The organism is Hydrogenimonas urashimensis (assembly GCF_016593255.1).
Lineage (GTDB): Bacteria > Campylobacterota > Campylobacteria > Campylobacterales > Hydrogenimonadaceae > Hydrogenimonas > Hydrogenimonas urashimensis.
Map to the genome: position 1 here is coordinate 1056991 of NZ_AP023212.1, position 15777 is coordinate 1072767.

The following is a 15777-nucleotide window of genomic DNA, read 5'->3' on the forward strand; positions in this document are numbered from 1 at the left end:
GTCCAATGACTTTACAACAATATCCCATCCCGCATCGCCACCTGCTCGATGCGCTCTTCCGGATGTCGCGCAACGACGATATCGATCTTCTGCTCTCCCAGCCGTTTTTGCATACATATCCAAAATTTTCCACGTTTTTCCCACCAATCCTCAGGCAACGGTTCGGCCACGATATACAGATCGATATCCCCTCCCCGTTTGGCATCGTCGACCCGACTGCCGAAAAGATAGACTCGCGCCCTCTCTCCGAAACTCTCTTTCAGGCATGCTTTGATGGCGTCGACTTCCCAGGGTTTGAGCCTCACAGAAGCTCCTCTTCGTTGAGCTTCGTTTCGATCGCGTCAAAAAGCTCTATGATATAGACCGATTTGTCGAATGCCTCCTGAATCGTTTCGACCGCTTTTTCGGGAACGGTTTCGTATTCGTGCGTGATCATGTTGCGCACGCCCCGAAGGTTACGCCACTCCCAGGCGTCGGGAAGGTAGCGGTACTTTTCCAGGCGATTCAGAATATCGATGATGGGCCTGGATGTCCACTCGATATCGTCATCCACCACGACAAGAATTTGCGGAAAGAGTTTGTATCCCATCGTATCCTGAAGCTTGATGAAACGATAAAAAAGCCAGTCGATATGTTCGATCGCTTCCGGCGCGAGGTTTTCGTAATCCTCGGGAATCATCGGTAACAACGAAGCGACTTTCTCTCTTGCCATCCGAAGACGGTCCGCATGGAGCCGGCACTCTTTCAGGTAGGTTCGCAGCCGCGAAAACGCCACATCCCAGGCCGCCATCAGTAAACCTCCAGAATCTCGTAGGCCGTGTTGCGCTTCGCGGGTGTCTCGCCCACGTCGCGAATGAGGCGTATCATCTCCTCCTGGTTCATGCGGTTCATCGCGCCCGCGGCTTTGACGACGTTCTCTTCCATCATCGTGCTGCCCAGGTCGTTGGCGCCATACAGCAGCGCCATTTGCCCGATATAGCTTCCCTGGGTCACCCAGGAACTCTGGATATTGCGGACGTTGTCGAGAAAGAGGCGGCTGACGGCGAGCAGGCGGAGGTAGCGGTTGGGGCTGGCTTTGTGTTTGACGATCCCCTCTTTCTGCAGCGCCGTATGGTAGGGCTGAAAACTCCACATGATGAAGGCGCGAAATCCTCCCGTCTCATCCTGCAGGTCGCGCACATGCGCCCAGTGCTCGACGATCTCCTCGTCGGTCTCGACGGTGCCGAACATCATGGTGGCTGTGGATTTGATACCGTTTTTATGCGCCAGTCGGTGGACGTTCAGCCAATCTTTCACGTCGATCTTCTTGGGGGCGATAATATCCCGCACCCGGTCACTGAGTATCTCCGCCCCCGCGCCCGGAATGGAGCTGAGCCCCTTGGCTTTGAGGCGCTTCAGCACCTCTTCGACGCTAATGCGCGAGACTTTGGCGATGTAGTTGATCTCCACCGCCGAAAAGCCGTGAATCGTGATCTGCGGATATTTGGTGTGGATATGCTCCACCAGCTCTTCGTACCACTCGATCTTGAGTTTGGGATGCACGCCGCCTTGAAAGAGTATCTGCGTCCCGCCGATGGCCAGCAGCTCCTCGATCTTCTCGTCGATCTCGTCGAAACTGAGAACGTAGACATCCTCGTCGTCGCCGTGGCGGTAGAAGGCGCAAAATTTGCAGTCGACCCAGCAGCGGTTGGTGTAGTTGATGTTGCGGTCGACGACGAAAGTGGTGAGGCCTTGCGGGTGGAGTTCCTTCTTCTTTTCGTAGGCCATCCGCCCCAGCTCTTTGAGGTCGCCGTGGCGTATCAGCTCCACCGCTTCGGCGGGGGTCATGCGACTCATTCCGCCCCGCTCCCGCTCTTTGTCTCCGCCGTTTTCTCTCTCTTTTCCACCGGTGCCTGTTTGCTTTTCTTTTTGCCCGGTGCCGACTTTTGAATGGCATCGAGCACGCCGTTGACGAATTTGGGCGACTGGTCGCTGCCCAGTTCCTTGGCCAGCTCCACCGCCTCGTTGATCACGACAGCGTGATCGAGATCGGTATGCAGAAGCTCGTAAGTACCCAGACGCAGGATCGATTTGTCCACATGGTCGAGACGGTCGAAATCCCACTCTTTCAGGTGGATTTTGATCCGGTCATCGATTTCGGACAGATGCGACAGCACGCCGTTGTAAAGCCCCAGAGCGAACTCCCGCTGTTTGTGGCGGATCTTCTTCTCCTCCAGCAGGTCTTCGGCAAATTTCTGGACTTCCGGGTTGCCGATGTCATGGGCGTAGAGCAGGCTGATGACCGCCGCGCGGGACTGGTGACGCGTCGCCATTACCCCTCCATCCGGCGGTAGAGGTCGAGCATCTCGATGACGCCTGTCATCGCTTCGAATCCCTTGTTGCCCGCTTTGGAGCCGGCCCGTTCGATCGCCTGTTCGATCGTGTCGGTCGTCAAAACGCCGAAAGCGACCGGTTTGCCGTGTTTGAGCGTGACGTTGGCGACCCCCTTCGTCGCTTCGGCGGCCACGTAGTCGAAATGGGGCGTCGAACCGCGGATGATGGCGCCGACACAGCAGACACCCGCGTATTTGTCGCCCAGGAGCGCCTTTTCAAGGGCGAAAGGAATTTCGAATGCGCCGGGAACCAGGATCAGGTCGAGATGATCCTCCCGTCCCCCGTGACGCAAAAACGCATCCCGCGCACCCTCAACGAGGCGGTCGGTGATGATGTGGTTGAAGCGGCTCGCGATGACGGCGATACGCTCCGAGCCTTCGAGTTTGAGTTGTCCTTCGATAATGTTCATGGGAATCCTCGGTGAGATGAAATGGTGATATTTTAGCATAATCGGCGCAAACCGCCGTCGGCTCGACAGAATCCAAGATCGCGCGGAGGCCGCTATGCCTCTTCTACGATCTCCCGGATCGCCTTGATCTGTCCGATCAGGCTCTCCAGCGCGTCGGGCCGTATCATGTTCGGACCGTCGCTGAGTGCGATGGCAGGATCGAAGTGGGTCTCGAAGAAAAACCCGTCCACGCCCGCGGCGGCAGCCGCGCGGGCCAGATAGGGAACGAAGGTACTGTCACCCCCCGTCTTCCCTCCCTGTCCCGGCATCTGCACGCTGTGGGTGGCGTCGAAAACGACGGGGGCGAATCGCCGCATGATGGGGAGCGCACGCATATCGACGACGAGATTGCCGTATCCGAAGGTCGAACCCCGTTCGGTGAGCCAGACGCCGGCCTTTTCGCTCGTTTCGTAATCGGCGCTCTCGAATCCCCGGGTCTTGAGGACCTTGAGAACCGAATATTTCATGTCCGAGGGAACCATGAACTGCCCTTTTTTGATATTGACGATGCAGTCGGTCTTGGCGGCCGCCACCAGCAGGTCGGTCTGCCTGCAGAGGAAAGCGGGAATCTGCAGCACATCCACCGTTTCAGCCGCCGCGGGCACCTGCCATGTCTCATGCACATCGGTCAAGGTCCTGTAACCGAAGCGCTCTTTGACCTCTTCGAAAATGCGCATCCCCTCTTCGAGGCCCGGCCCCCGGAAACTCTCCAGGGAGGTGCGGTTGGCCTTGTCGAAACTCGCCTTGAAATAGAAATCGATCGTTTCTTCTTCGGCGTATCGTTTCAGCGATTCGGCGATGCGCATCACGTTCTCTCGGCTTTCGATGACGCAGGGCCCGGCGATGAGCACCATCTTTTTCATCCTTTGACCTCCATTCCCTCTTTGTCAAATACGACGAGGTTTTTTTTCTGCTCTTTGGCTGCGTTCAGCGCGTCTTCGGCAAGCTCCATCATCCGATTCAGGTGGATATGCATCCCGTACATCGTCACCGCCCCGGCGGTACGGCGGTATTCGATTCTCTTTTTGCCCTGCATCAGAGGGGTTTTGCCGATCTTCTCCTCGATCCGCTCCAAAACGGAAGGGATATTGTCGATATCGCACTCCGGCATCAGGACAAAGATGCCCGAACCGCCGAAGCGTCCCAGCACGTCACTGCTTCTGAGCACGCTTTGGATCGATTCGGTCAAATGTTTGAGCACGTTGTCGCCGGTTTTGAAGCTGTAGCGAAGATTGATCTTCTCCAATTGGTCCACATCCACGATCATCAGCGTGACGGGCCAGCGGTGCCGGCGCGCGAGCTTGATCTGGACATTGGCGGTCTTGACGAAAAAAGGGTAGTTGAAGGCACCCGTCACCTCATCGAGAGATCGGGCCGCATGGACCTCCTCACTCAACGCCGCGAGCCGTTTTTTGCAAAGTTCCAGGGTTTTGAAATATTTGTAAAAGAAAAAACCCGTCACGCCGTTTACAATCACGAGGGTGGCGATCACTCCCAGCAGAATGTCATTCATCGTTCATCCGTTTTTCCCTCTTTTCAGTAGGTCTCGATCAGATTGCCGGACTTGCCCCGGATACGGTCGAGGGCATTGAGGGACCTTTCCATCAGACGTTTCAAATCGGCCGCGACCGGTTCCAGCGAAGCGAGTCCGCATTGGCACCCGAGCGTGTATTTTTCCTCTTCGATATCGATCTCTTTTCGGGAAAGATGGGATCCGATCCTCTCGGCAATCTCCTTCGCATGCTCCAGGGAGCAGTCGGGCAGGAGCAGAAGGTACTCGTTTTTGGAGAAACTCCCGGCAAGATCGCTTCCTCTCAGCAGCGAGTCAAGCTCTTTCACGACGATCTCCTTGATCTTTTTGCCCATCTCTTGCGAAACGCGCCTGCGCCCTTTGCCCGCACCGACATACATCGCGATCATGCTCACTGGCCACTCGTTGCGACGGGCCATGAGAATCTCTTTGTGTCCCATCCTGAAAAAAAGCTGTTTGTCATGAAGTTCGAAAGCCGACGAGGGGTTGAGAACCTCGTCGCATCTTTGGATCTGGACTTTTGCCCGAATCCACTCTTTTATGAACACATAGGAGACGACGAAGGCGATCAGGAAAAAGAGTGCGTAAGCGGTATTGACGCCCATGATTCGGGCAAGACCGTAGGCTTCCATCTCCTTTTCCAAAACCGGAAGCCATATCGCCGCACTGGTCAGCACGATGCCGCCAAGCAGCGCTCCAAGGATTTTGTACCGACCGCTGTTTGCGATATCTGCCATTCAAACACCTTTCTTTCGGAAATGAATCAGAAGAGTTCGATACGGTTTCCGCCCTTTTTCTTTGCCTGCTCCAACGCCACGTTCGCACGATTTATCAAATGGTTGAATTTGGCGACCCGGCCGGCAAACGAAACGACTCCACAGGAAAACCGGATCTTGATCTCTTTTTTGTCTACCGTCAGGGGCGTCGAAAGTATCTGGTTCTGAAACCGCTGAACCACTCTCTTCGCACTGTTGATATCGCAGTTGGGCAGGAGGACGACGAAACGGTCGTCGTCGAATCTCGCGACCAGGTCGCTCTCCCTTATCGTCTCTTTCAAGATGGCGGCGAAATGGGAGAGCACCTGGTTGCCCGCATCGAAACTGTATGCCTTGTTGATGCCCGCCAGCTGGTCGATGTCCATGAGTATCATCCCCACCGGCCAGCCGTTGCGTTTGCACAGGCGAATCTGCGTGCCTGCCAGCTCCCTGAAAACCTTGCTTTTGTAAAGCCGTGTCGTCACATCGCGGAGCAGGCTCTCCTCCTGCTCCCTCTCGATTCGGTCGACGACGCTCTTTTGCTGCACAAAGGTATAAAAAAGAGGGGCGAAGAACACCACGTAGACCGCCGCCATTATCTCGATGCCAAGCATCGGCTGCGTCCACAAGCCGTTTTTCGCCAGCAGCCACGCGATGGCGCTCAGCAGGAGGCTCGCCGCCATCGCGAGCCCCAACGCCACTCCTCCTCTTCTCAACAGACGCTTATCTATTTTCGACATGGTTACTCTTTAATGTAGCATATTTTCTCTTAAAGGCTCTGCGGAACCCCTGTTGGAGTCCCCCGGGCTATATCGGCATTTTTTTATGTTTTGTTACTTGCGACGACAATCCCGGCGACGATGACCAGCGTGATACCGAGCCATGTGAGAAGATCGGGGAAGGGATCTCCCACAAGAAGCCCGAAGAGGATGGAAAAGAGGATGTTGCTGTAGCTGACGGCCCCGACGATGCCCGCCTTGGTCACACCGTAGGCTCTGGTCATATAGATTTGCGCGAGTGTGGCGAAAAGCCCCATGGCGATCACATACAGCCAGGTATGGCCCGAAGGCATGACGAACTCCCCGAAAAGCATGTCGAGTTTGGGGGAGTCGACACAGGGACTCGCCGCCATCAGAAAAAGAGGTCCAAGCGTCCCGATCCCCATGAACGAAAGGACGATGGCACGGGTGTCGTAGTACTGCTTCAGTTCCCGTACCGCCGTATAGGCGAGTGCGGCACCCACGCCGCTGAAGATGCCCAGCCATGCGGTTTTGTCCAGAATCATGCCGCTGGGTTTGGCGATCAGGACGATACCCAAAAATCCCAGAATCAGTGCCGCCCATCCCCTCATTCCCATTCGCTCTTTCAAAAAGAGCCAGGCGAAAAAGGCGGTAAAGACGGGAGAGGTTTTCGAATAGGTCATCGCATCGCCCAGGGGGATGTGCGCGATATTGTAGAAAAACGCGAGGAGGGCCAAAAAGCCCATGAGTCCGCGGAAAAAAAGTAGCCACGGCTTGCCGCCTTTGTGCCTCATCGGTTTTTTCACGAGCGTGGCCGCCACAAGAAAGACCCCGAAGACATTTCTGAAAAAGACCACTTCAAGCGATGGCATCGTCCCGCTCAGCAGTTTCGCGAACACCCCCATCAACGCGAACATCAGCGAGGCGAAAAGCATGTAGCGCACGCCTCTGTCGAGGCGACCGAAACGTTCTCTCACCGCTTCAGGGTCTAATCATAAAATCGACGAGTCGTCCGCGCACATCTCCGAACATGACCACATCCTTCAAAACGGCTTTCGTCACCACGCCGTCGGGACGCAGCGCCAGATAGAGCGTGCCCCCTTTGGAACCGAAGAGTTTCTGGTATACGGTCACCTCCAAATAGCAGGAGGCCTCTCCCAGGAGCTCTTTGACATCTTTTCTCTCCTCCCCCACCACGGTGCGGACACGGACTTTGCCCGTCTTCTTTTCCGCCCCCACCGCATGCAGATGCCTGTCGAAAGGCTTGGAACAGTCGCCGATGATATCCAGGATGTTGAAATAGAGCGAGAAGATGTCATCAAGAGCGTAGTAAGGAAGCGTTTCATCCTTCTGCGACACAAGCTTACCCTCTTTGTAGCGCTCTTCGTGAAAGGTCACCCTGCCGTGGGGATGGTCGAACCGGTAGGTTTTGATGCGCCTTTTGGAAAACCGTCTGATATCTTTGGAAAAAAGTTCGGGAACAAGCCTGCCGTCGACAATCAAGCCCTTGCTTCTGTAGATTTCCACCCGTCCGCCGCTCAGAACCTTGGCGAGTCCCGTCGCCCTGGCGGTCATGACGATCTCGTATCTGTTCTCGGCCCGTGTCAGCTTCGCCTCGGATGTACCCATTTTGCCGAATATTCCGTATTCGACGCTGTATTTTCCGATCATCGTATCGGCACAAAGCGCGAGCGCGGCCAAAAGCAATATTGAAAACCATTTGATCATCGTCTGTCCCCCTCCCGCTTATTTAATCACATTTACGATAAAATCGCACTAAATCGCCGATGTTACGCGACTCACACCGCCATCCGCCTCGCGCGAACGCAAGGCGCGGGGGCAAGGCGGACCCAAGCGCATCCGGTGCGTTTTCGTTTGACTAAGAGGCAAAGGATGCGCAACTCAAGTCAATGACAACTATTGACAAGATTCGAGTATACTGATAAATTATCCCAAAAAATTGTGAACCAAAGAGAGATATGAAAAAGATAGCGATTCTGGGACAGCCCAATGTGGGCAAAAGCTCCCTTTTCAACCGATTCGCCAAACGGCGCATCGCAATCACGTCCGACATGGCGGGGACAACCCGCGACATAAGAAAAGAGATCATCGATTTCGAGGGGAGCGAGGCGGAGATACTCGATACCGGCGGCATCGATGAAAGCAGCGAACTTTTCCGACGTGTCGGCAACAAGGCGATCGAAGCGGCGGAGCAGGCGGATATCATCATCTACATGGTCGACGGCAAGGCACTGCCCGACGAGCGGGACAAACAGCTTTTCTACCGGCTTCAGGCCCTTGGAAAACCGATCGCCCTGGTTGTCAACAAGATCGACAACGACAAAGAGGAGGAGCGGGCCTGGGAGTTCGCCGAATTCGGTGCCAAAAATCTGTTCGCCATCTCGGTCTCCCACAACCGGCGCGTCGGTCGCCTGATCGAGTGGATCAAAAGCCATCTTGCAGAACCCGCGCCCCTTCTTGGGGAGGAGCTGGTCTGTGAAGAACCCGACGCCCTCGAAAATCTCATCGGACAGTTCGACGAAAGCGGAACGCTGCAACAGGAGGAGGATCTGAGCACTATCGGCGTGGCGATCATCGGGCGCACCAATGTCGGCAAAAGCTCCCTGCTCAACGCTCTGCTGGGTGAGGAGCGGGCCGTCGTCAGCAACGTGGCGGGCACGACGGTCGACCCGGTGGACGAAAGAGTGATTCTGGGCGACAAAACCGTCACCTTCGTCGATACGGCGGGCCTGCGCCGACGAGGGAAGATCCAGGGGATCGAACGCTACGCCCTGGGCCGGACACGCCAGATGCTGGAGAAGGCCGATATCGCTCTGCTGGTGCTCGATGCCAGCGAACCTCTCAGTGAACTGGACGAAAAGATCGCCGGCCTGGTGGACGAATACAAACTGGGATGCATCATCGTCCTCAACAAATGGGACGAGGCCCTGGGCGGCTACGAGGAGATGGTCAAAGAGATCCGGTACCGCTTCAAGTTTCTCAGCTGGGCACCCGTTATCACCGTTTCTGCCAAATCAAAAAAACGGGTCCACAAAATCGGAGAGATGATCCTGAAAGTGTTCGAAAACTACACCCGCCATATTCCAACAAGAGAGCTGAACGAAGTGATCAGGCAGGCTGCGATGCGGCACCATATACCCAGTCACAAAGGCAAGCCGGTCAATATCCTTTTTGCGTCGCAGTATGCGATCAAACCGCCGAAAATCGCCCTTATCTCAAATCGCCCCCGAGGCATACACTTCAGCTATCTCAGGTACCTGACCAACCAGCTGCGCGAGCGTTTCGACCTCGAAGGAACACCGGTGATACTGGTGCCGAAAAAACGGGGGGAACGCGAAGAGGAGAGCGAAAGCATCGGTTAAAGGTCAGAAATCGAGTGTCAGCTTGCACGCAAGCGACAGCTCGCACTCCTTTCCCTGCATGACGTAATAGAATTCGTAGATATTCTCCATGATATACTCCATATCTTCGAATGCCTCTTTGGTGCCGGCGAAAAGTATCTCATCTCCGATCCGAATGGGAAGCGAGGGATCGGGCAGCAGATGCTCCTCCTCTCCCCTGCGGATATAGAGGATGAGCATCGGATTCTCTTTTCTCCAGTCGTCACGCCTGCGGTAGAGGATACTGTAGGGCACCTCTTCTTTCGTCTCTTCGATGTGCCTCACCAGCGCGTAGGCGTGCTCTTCGTCGATTCTCGTCTCCAGCGTATCGGGATTGTTGTTGATATGATTTTTCATCAGATCGACCACTTTTTTCCCCCACGATTCGCCACGGTAGGCCATCAGGCGGATGAAACGGTCCGCCAGAGGCCGCGCAAGCACATTGTAGGTTTTGTTGATCATCAGTGTCTCCAGCATGATGACACGGTCGATTTTGGCCGCTTTGAAGACGACGGTATCGGCCAGATGGTTCTCCCGGGCGATCGTATAGATTTCGGGGTTGATCCGTTTGGCGGCCATGATGATCGAAAGGTTGAGAAGATCGTCTTTCGTGGCCGCGATGATGCAGGACGCCTCCTGAACGTCCGCTTTGAGAAGAATCTTTTTGTCGTCGGCGTCTCCGACCATCACCTTCTCCCCTCGTCTCGCCTTCGCCGCTTTTTCGGGACTCGCCTCGATAAATACGTAATCGATGCCGGCACGCCGGAGTCCCACTTCAAGCGCCGTGCCCATCCGGCCGTACCCGCAGACGATGTATTTGCCCTCTTTCGGCAGGCGGTCCTTGCGCCTCAGTACCAGCGGATCGCCGTAGAGCCACTGTTCGATCATCAGCAGCGAAGGTGAGGTGAGCGAGAGATAAACACGCTTCGCCACGATTTTGAAAGGGTTCTCCACCACGTCGGCGCCGATGGTCTTGAGGTTCTGCCCATACTCGTCCTGCGTCGCTTCGACCACCACCATGACATGCTTGTTCATCAGTTTCGCCGAGAGGGCCACGTGGAGGTTCATGGCGTCGTCGTTGAAAAGCGAAACGACCGCACGGCAGTTGCGCTTGTGAATGCCGGCCGTCTTGAAAATTTTCGGATCCCTTATATCCCCTGCCAGTGCCGGCACTTCGATCGTGTAGTTCTCCAGCGAGAGCTCCTTGATCTTCTCCTCGTCCTTCTCGATGACCACGCTGCGTATGCCGTCTTTTGAGAGATGGTCGATAATCTGGCGGGTCATCGAGTTGTAGCCGACAAATATGATGAAAGGCTCCTCCATTTTGCGGATTTTCCGCTGAAACTGCGCCAGGGCGATCTGCGCGGCGAGGACCTTGTCCTGCACCAGCGTGATGATGGCGCCGATCGCGTAGAACCATCCGATAACGGTCAGATAGATACAGAAAGCGACCCACAGCTTCTGGGGATAGGTGAAGGTGTAGGGGGATTCGCCAAAACCGATCGTCGTCGCCATGTAGCTGACGAAATAGAAGGCGTCGAAAAAGGAGAGGTGGTAAGGCCTTCCCTGATCGTCCACGCCGGGAATGAGCACCATTCCCAGGATCGAGATGGCGAAGGTGATCACCAGGACGAACATCGGCGTCCGCATCCGTTTGATGATCAGAAAAAGAGAGTTGTTGCCCAAAAGAGGTTACCTTTTCGATTTCAGAACATCGCCGGTAAAGAGAACCACGGAGGTGATGTTGGCAAGCAGCGCACCGCCCGAAAAGGAGATGATCGCCGTGACCACTTCGGTATTCATGCCGGTCACGTACTCACCCAGTGCCCAGATCGACGCGGCGCCGATAAGCTGGATATCGGCAACGAGACTGGTGGCCAGCAGCACGGCGCCAAGCTGCGTCTTGTCGCCGAGTTTGTAGATCGTGGCGATCAGGTTGACGATGATCGCCGCGAAGAGTTCGTAGCGGTTGTGCTGTTCCAGTACCGTCGGATCGCCGTAGAAGAACCCGAAGTTCATCGTCAGCGCCAGGATGATGAAAAAGCCCGCGATCACCTTTTCGAGATTCATGGAATTCCTTTGATCGGCATTTTGGTCAAGTCTTGCATTATTGTAAACCGATACGGATTAAACCGTACTAAAATCATCATCCGGTATAATCGCCGGAAATTCAACAGCGCAAGGATATTCGATGCGAATCGTCAGCGGTATGCGCCCGACGGGCAAACTTCATCTCGGACACTATCTGGGTGTACTGAAAAACTGGGTCACTCTCCAGCAGGAGAACGACTGCCACTTCTTCGTGGCCGACTGGCACGCCCTCTCCACCAGTTACGAAGACAGGCTCAACCTGAAACTTCTCGGAAAGGAGCTGGTCAAAGACTGGATCGCCGCGGGGATCGATCCCGACAAATCGACGCTTTTCGTTCAGAGTGCGATCAAAGAGCACGCCGAGCTCTATGTGCTTTTGAACATGATCACGCCGCTGGGATGGCTGGAACGCAACCCGACCTACAAGGACCAGCTGGCACAGATGCGGCACAAGGAGATCCATACGGCGGGCTTTCTGACCTATCCTGTTCTTCAGGCGGCCGACATCATCCTCTACCAGGCCGACCTGGTCCCCATCGGCGAGGACCAGAAGCCTCACCTCGAGATCACCCGCGAAATCGTACGCCGTTTTCACCATCTTTTCGACTGTGAAGTGTTCACGGAACCCAAAGAGATGCTCACGGAGACCTCGCGCCTGCCGGGCCTTGATGGGCGGAAAATGAGCAAAAGCTACAACAACGCCATCTTCCTCTCCGACACACCCGAAGAGGTGTGGCAGAAACTGCGCGTGGCCAAAACCGATCCCCAGCGTGTACGCCGCAACGACCCGGGCGATCCCGACGTCTGTCTCGTGTTCGACTACCACAAGGCATTGACAGACGACGTAACCGTTCAGAAGATCGACGCCGACTGCCGTGCCGGAACCATCGGCTGCATCGACTGCAAGAAAATCTGCGCCCAAAGCATCGACCGTCTCCTCGAACCGATGCGTGAACGCCGCGCCACTCTGGATGACGGGACGATCGACGCGATTGTCGAAGAGGGGAACGCCAGGGCCAAAAACGAGGCGGCCGCCACGATGGCGAAGGCGAACAAGGCGGTTTTTGAAATCTCATGCGACATTTAGCGGGCAATGGATAGCGAAACCTCCGCTTCGCGGACATGTCGGAGAGAAACGGTCCACGACCTTCCTGCTTGGGAAGCATAGCGGATACCCTGTCGCTTTCTTTAGCAGCACGCCATCTTGAAAGGATCTGAATTATGAAACGTTTTATCGGCAAACGCAAACTGATTCGAATTTTCATCAGCAACGAAGAGAAATGCCACGGCAAACCGCTTTGGGAACATCTGCTCCTGAAAGCGAAAGAGATGGATATTTCGGGCGCCACCGTTATCAAAGGGGTCGCAGGGTTCGGCGCCCATTCCGAGATCATGGCGTTCAATGTCTGGTCACTGAGCCAGAAACTTCCGCTTATCATCGAGATCATCGATACGGAGGAGAAGATCACGAAATTCATGCGAGCCGCCGATGACTGGATCGAAGAGGCTTTCGTCACGATGACCGATGTGGAAGTGGTCGCCTACAAACACCCCAAACACAGGCACCAATGATGCAGTTTTCCATCATTCTGGCTGTCGGAACGGGAGGGTTTGTCGGTGCGATACTCCGTTTTCTCATCAGTACATGGGTTCAGAAACTCTCCCCTCTCCTTTTCCCCATGGGGACGTTGAGCGTCAATGTGTTGGGCAGTTTCGTTATCGGGTTTTTGGCCCTTTATTTCGAAAATATCGTCGCTCCCCACCAAAAGGCGCTGCTTGTGACCGGCATGCTGGGGGCGCTCACCACCTTTTCGACCTTTTCGCTCGAGACCGTGTCGATGCTGCAAGACGGCCTGTGGGGACGGGCGGCGGCCAACGTCACCCTGAACGCTCTTTTATGCATCACGGCTACGATCGTCGGCATGATCGTTTTTAAGAAAATCTACGGATAATTCTGACATATATCCAAAAAAGGAGCATCATGTACACCATCGACATCGAAAAACGCTGCAGCTGTGTCAAAAAGGACGAGAATCTGGTTCTGCCACAAAGTTTCGAAAACAGAAGCGAAGCGGAACTGACCGCCCTGAAGCTGATCAACCACATGAATGCCAACTACTGCAAAAAACACCGCTTCTACGTCACCGAAGAGAAAGAGAAGCTGACGATCCGCGTCGAACTCTCCTGTCCGAAGGAGATTTGAGAGAGTCCAGGAACCTTTTTAGCGCATTGTCAATATCTTTGATGTAGAATGGATCCTGACATTTACGAAAAAGAAAAGGATACTGCCATGCGCATTCTCTCGGACGATGCATTCGTCACATCGCCGATCAATTCGGCCATGAACTATACATGGGCGGCACTCAGCGCAAGCTGGAAAAACACCCTGATCGTCGCGGTCACGCTTATACTCCTCTCGATTTTGCAGATGGTCCCGCTGATCGGTTTCATCGCCTCCTTCGTTCAGGCGATCGTTCTTTACGCCCTTGGCTACTGGGTCGTCGACAGGTTGAAAGAGAGTGCCGGATACGAAGCGTTCAAAACACAAATCGCCGGGGAAAATTTCAAGGCGATGATGGGAGAGTTTTTCGCGCCCGCGAGCGGATTTTATGTAGGGTTCTTCATCTTTTCTTTGATCATGATGGCGCTCACAGCATTTTTATTCTGGATAACGGGCGGGTTTGATATGATTGCCGCAATGCAGTCGCAAACGCCCGCCGCCCAAGCCTCGCCGGAGCAGGTTTATGCCTTTTACGCCCAGATTCTTGGCACCAGCTCTCCCGCTTTGCTCTTCGTTTTGATCACATCGCTCTTTTTCAGTTATCTCTGGCCCCTTGTCTACGGGTACGCGCTTTTGCAAAGAACCTTTACCGACGCCTTCAACGCCGTTTTCATGTTCTTTTCGACACGGTTCTGGAAAGCGGCTTTCAGGGGCGCCTATTTCAAAATCGTCTCACTCTGGATGCTGATTCTTCTGGGTACCGGTATTTTGATGGGCCTTTGCATCGGCATCGTCATCCTGCTGCCTCTGGGGATAGTGATACTTCTGTGGATGCTCTATTTTACGGCAATCGTCTCGGCGGAGACCTATAATCTCAGCGACGATATCTGATTTTCAATCGCTTTTTTGTAAAATCTGCCATTATCTGAAGATGAAGGATACCGATGGTCGACCTGCGACAGCTTGAAAAAGAGTTCGATACGGTTTCGGCAGCCCTGCAGCGCCGGGGAGTCGACGAAAACCTGCTCGAAAGAATCAAAACGCTTTTCGAAGAGAAAAAAACGGTGCAAAAACGGCTCGAGGCGGCCCAGGCCGAACAGAATGCCAAAAGCAGACTTTTCGGCCAGTACAAACGCGAAGGCAGGGACGTCTCGCAGCTTCAGAGAGAGGTGGCGGAGAACAAAGCGCGCATCGCGGCGCTGGGCGAAGAGCTGCGCGCGCTCGAGGAGAAGCTCACCGAGCTGGCGACGACGATTCCCAATATCCCGGATCCCGACGTACCGGACGGGGCGGATGAAGAGGACAATGTCGAAATCGGAAAAGTTCTAAAGCCCGCACCGTTTGCCTTCAAGCCCAAAGAGCACTGGGAGCTGGCGGAAGAGAACGGCTGGATCGACTTCGAACGGGGCGTCAAAATCGCCAAAAGCCGTTTCAGCGCGCTGCGTTTCGAAGGGGCCCGCCTCGAACGGGCGCTGATCAATTACATGCTCGATTTCAACCGGGACCGGGGGTTCGAAGAGGTTTACGTCCCCTTCATGGCCAACTCCGAATCGCTTTTTGGGACGGGTCAGCTTCCGAAATTCGCCGACGACCTCTTCAAGATCGAGGGGGAGGATCTCTACATGATCCCAACAGCCGAAGTTCCCGTCACCAATCTCTTCAGAGACGAGATACTCAAAAAAAAGGATCTGCCTCTGCGCCTTACCGCCTACACTCCCTGCTTCCGAAAAGAGGCGGGATCGGCAGGGAAGGATACGCGCGGAATGATCCGCCAGCATCAGTTCGACAAGGTTGAGCTGGTCTGCATCACAACGCCCGAAGAGAGCGACAAAGTCTTCGAGGAGATGGTCGCCTGCGCCTCCGATCTTCTCGCTTCGCTGGGGCTGCCCCACCGACTGATGCTTCTGTGTGCCGGAGACATGGGTTTTTCCGCCGCCAAAACCATCGACCTTGAAGTGTGGTTGCCCGGCCAGGGAAAATACCGTGAAATCAGCTCCGTTTCGAACACCCGCGATTTTCAGGCCAGGCGTGCGAAAATCCGTTTCAAGGACGAGAAAAAGAACCGTCTTGTCCACACGCTCAACGGCTCCAGCCTGGCGGTGGGGCGCACACTGATCGCCATCATGGAAAACTACCAGCAGGCGGACGGTTCCATCCTCGTTCCCGATGTATTGAGGCCCTATCTGTAAATGGAATTTGAGGTTTCGGATTTGGAGA

At 54.9% G+C, this 15777-nt stretch carries 20 protein-coding genes; 7 read left to right on the top strand and 13 right to left on the bottom strand.

Translation table 11 applies throughout. From position 1 onward, the window contains the following. Positions 1–11 precede the first annotated feature (11 nt). From JMG82_RS05325 to JMG82_RS05375, 11 genes are all read right to left on the bottom strand, one after another. Positions 12–305 (bottom strand): nucleotidyltransferase domain-containing protein, encoded by a 294-nt coding sequence (locus tag JMG82_RS05325; protein WP_201353907.1) that lies wholly within the window; start codon positions 303–305, stop codon positions 12–14. Further along, entirely contained in the window at positions 302–790 is a 489-nt protein-coding gene (locus JMG82_RS05330; RefSeq protein ID WP_201353908.1) for a hypothetical protein, read from the bottom strand. Before JMG82_RS05330 ends, JMG82_RS05325 begins: the two co-directional genes overlap by 4 nt. Continuing rightward, positions 790–1836, bottom strand: a complete 1047-nt coding sequence (locus JMG82_RS05335) for a dehypoxanthine futalosine cyclase (RefSeq protein WP_201353910.1) — start codon at positions 1834–1836, stop codon at positions 790–792. Before JMG82_RS05335 ends, JMG82_RS05330 begins: the two co-directional genes overlap by 1 nt. Beyond that, complete coding sequence (nusB, locus tag JMG82_RS05340) at positions 1833–2312, bottom strand: transcription antitermination factor NusB (protein WP_201353912.1); 480 nt, start codon at positions 2310–2312, stop codon at positions 1833–1835. Before nusB ends, JMG82_RS05335 begins: the two co-directional genes overlap by 4 nt. Continuing rightward, the gene (gene ribH / locus JMG82_RS05345) at positions 2312–2782 is read right to left on the bottom strand and encodes a 6,7-dimethyl-8-ribityllumazine synthase (protein WP_201353914.1); all 471 of its coding nucleotides are present in this window, start codon (positions 2780–2782) and stop codon (positions 2312–2314) included. Before ribH ends, nusB begins: the two co-directional genes overlap by 1 nt. Before the next feature lie 92 nt (positions 2783–2874). After that, positions 2875–3675 carry a 3-deoxy-8-phosphooctulonate synthase gene (gene kdsA / locus JMG82_RS05350; protein WP_201354233.1) on the bottom strand — a complete coding sequence of 267 codons (801 nt, stop codon included), beginning with the start codon at positions 3673–3675 and terminating at the stop codon, positions 2875–2877. Positions 3676–3680: 5 nt separating this feature from the next. Then, positions 3681–4334, bottom strand: coding sequence for a GGDEF domain-containing protein (locus tag JMG82_RS05355; RefSeq protein ID WP_201353916.1), 654 nt, complete (start codon positions 4332–4334; stop codon positions 3681–3683). Positions 4335–4357: 23 nt separating this feature from the next. Then, positions 4358–5089 carry a GGDEF domain-containing protein gene (locus JMG82_RS05360; RefSeq protein WP_201353925.1) on the bottom strand — a complete coding sequence of 244 codons (732 nt, stop codon included), beginning with the start codon at positions 5087–5089 and terminating at the stop codon, positions 4358–4360. A 26-nt stretch (positions 5090–5115) separates the two neighbouring features. After that, positions 5116–5847: a GGDEF domain-containing protein gene (locus tag JMG82_RS05365; protein ID WP_201353927.1), complete on the bottom strand. Its 732-nt coding sequence runs from the start codon at positions 5845–5847 to the stop codon at positions 5116–5118. Positions 5848–5930: 83 nt separating this feature from the next. After that, positions 5931–6824, bottom strand: coding sequence for a DMT family transporter (locus JMG82_RS05370; protein WP_269089359.1), 894 nt, complete (start codon positions 6822–6824; stop codon positions 5931–5933). Positions 6825–6828: 4 nt separating this feature from the next. Beyond that, entirely contained in the window at positions 6829–7575 is a 747-nt protein-coding gene (locus tag JMG82_RS05375) for a DUF3108 domain-containing protein (RefSeq protein WP_201353929.1), read from the bottom strand. Positions 7576–7826: 251 nt separating this feature from the next. Between JMG82_RS05375 and der the strand changes: the two genes are divergently transcribed. Further along, entirely contained in the window at positions 7827–9230 is a 1404-nt protein-coding gene (gene der / locus JMG82_RS05380; RefSeq protein WP_201353931.1) for a ribosome biogenesis GTPase Der, read from the top strand. A 3-nt stretch (positions 9231–9233) separates the two neighbouring features. On the opposite strand, the gene JMG82_RS05385 is transcribed toward der, so the two are convergent. Together JMG82_RS05385 and JMG82_RS05390 are read right to left on the bottom strand one after the other, a co-directional pair. After that, a complete protein-coding gene (locus JMG82_RS05385; RefSeq protein WP_201353934.1) occupies positions 9234–10934 on the bottom strand; it encodes a potassium channel family protein in 1701 nt (566 codons plus the stop codon). 6 nt (positions 10935–10940) lie between these two features. Continuing rightward, on the bottom strand, positions 10941–11318 hold the full coding sequence (locus tag JMG82_RS05390; protein ID WP_201353936.1) for a DUF6394 family protein: 378 nt from the start codon (positions 11316–11318) through the stop codon (positions 10941–10943). A 121-nt stretch (positions 11319–11439) separates the two neighbouring features. On the opposite strand from JMG82_RS05390, the gene trpS reads away from it, so the two are divergent. From trpS to serS, 6 genes are all read left to right on the top strand, one after another. Beyond that, positions 11440–12426: a tryptophan--tRNA ligase gene (gene trpS / locus JMG82_RS05395; protein ID WP_201353938.1), complete on the top strand. Its 987-nt coding sequence runs from the start codon at positions 11440–11442 to the stop codon at positions 12424–12426. Between the two features lie 134 nt (positions 12427–12560). Beyond that, a complete protein-coding gene (locus tag JMG82_RS05400; RefSeq protein WP_201353940.1) occupies positions 12561–12911 on the top strand; it encodes a DUF190 domain-containing protein in 351 nt (116 codons plus the stop codon). Then, complete coding sequence (crcB, locus tag JMG82_RS05405; protein WP_236579196.1) at positions 12908–13291, top strand: fluoride efflux transporter CrcB; 384 nt, start codon at positions 12908–12910, stop codon at positions 13289–13291. Before JMG82_RS05400 ends, crcB begins: the two co-directional genes overlap by 4 nt. Positions 13292–13320: 29 nt before the next feature. After that, positions 13321–13542 carry a hypothetical protein gene (locus JMG82_RS05410; RefSeq protein WP_201353942.1) on the top strand — a complete coding sequence of 74 codons (222 nt, stop codon included), beginning with the start codon at positions 13321–13323 and terminating at the stop codon, positions 13540–13542. An 87-nt stretch (positions 13543–13629) separates the two neighbouring features. Continuing rightward, positions 13630–14451, top strand: coding sequence for a hypothetical protein (locus JMG82_RS05415; RefSeq protein ID WP_201353946.1), 822 nt, complete (start codon positions 13630–13632; stop codon positions 14449–14451). Between the two features lie 53 nt (positions 14452–14504). Further along, positions 14505–15749, top strand: coding sequence for a serine--tRNA ligase (gene serS / locus JMG82_RS05420; RefSeq protein WP_201353948.1), 1245 nt, complete (start codon positions 14505–14507; stop codon positions 15747–15749). Positions 15750–15777: the final 28 nt, after the last annotated feature.

Bases quoted from the DNA above. Each gene is read 5' to 3' on its own strand.
- JMG82_RS05330 (WP_201353908.1), bottom strand. From the start codon at position 790: ATGGCGGCCTGGGATGTGGCGTTTTCGCGGCTGCGAACCTACCTGAAA.
- JMG82_RS05335 (WP_201353910.1), bottom strand. From the start codon at position 1,836: ATGAGTCGCATGACCCCCGCCGAAGCGGTGGAGCTGATACGCCACGGC.
- nusB (WP_201353912.1), bottom strand. From the start codon at position 2,312: ATGGCGACGCGTCACCAGTCCCGCGCGGCGGTCATCAGCCTGCTCTAC.
- ribH (WP_201353914.1), bottom strand. From the start codon at position 2,782: ATGAACATTATCGAAGGACAACTCAAACTCGAAGGCTCGGAGCGTATC.
- kdsA (WP_201354233.1), bottom strand. From the start codon at position 3,675: ATGGTGCTCATCGCCGGGCCCTGCGTCATCGAAAGCCGAGAGAACGTG.
- JMG82_RS05355 (WP_201353916.1), bottom strand. From the start codon at position 4,334: ATGAATGACATTCTGCTGGGAGTGATCGCCACCCTCGTGATTGTAAAC.
- JMG82_RS05360 (WP_201353925.1), bottom strand. From the start codon at position 5,089: ATGGCAGATATCGCAAACAGCGGTCGGTACAAAATCCTTGGAGCGCTG.
- JMG82_RS05365 (WP_201353927.1), bottom strand. From the start codon at position 5,847: ATGTCGAAAATAGATAAGCGTCTGTTGAGAAGAGGAGGAGTGGCGTTG.
- JMG82_RS05375 (WP_201353929.1), bottom strand. From the start codon at position 7,575: ATGATCAAATGGTTTTCAATATTGCTTTTGGCCGCGCTCGCGCTTTGT.
- der (WP_201353931.1), top strand. From the start codon at position 7,827: ATGAAAAAGATAGCGATTCTGGGACAGCCCAATGTGGGCAAAAGCTCC.
- JMG82_RS05390 (WP_201353936.1), bottom strand. From the start codon at position 11,318: ATGAATCTCGAAAAGGTGATCGCGGGCTTTTTCATCATCCTGGCGCTG.
- trpS (WP_201353938.1), top strand. From the start codon at position 11,440: ATGCGAATCGTCAGCGGTATGCGCCCGACGGGCAAACTTCATCTCGGA.
- JMG82_RS05400 (WP_201353940.1), top strand. From the start codon at position 12,561: ATGAAACGTTTTATCGGCAAACGCAAACTGATTCGAATTTTCATCAGC.
- crcB (WP_236579196.1), top strand. From the start codon at position 12,908: ATGATGCAGTTTTCCATCATTCTGGCTGTCGGAACGGGAGGGTTTGTC.
- JMG82_RS05410 (WP_201353942.1), top strand. From the start codon at position 13,321: ATGTACACCATCGACATCGAAAAACGCTGCAGCTGTGTCAAAAAGGAC.
- JMG82_RS05415 (WP_201353946.1), top strand. From the start codon at position 13,630: ATGCGCATTCTCTCGGACGATGCATTCGTCACATCGCCGATCAATTCG.
- serS (WP_201353948.1), top strand. From the start codon at position 14,505: ATGGTCGACCTGCGACAGCTTGAAAAAGAGTTCGATACGGTTTCGGCA.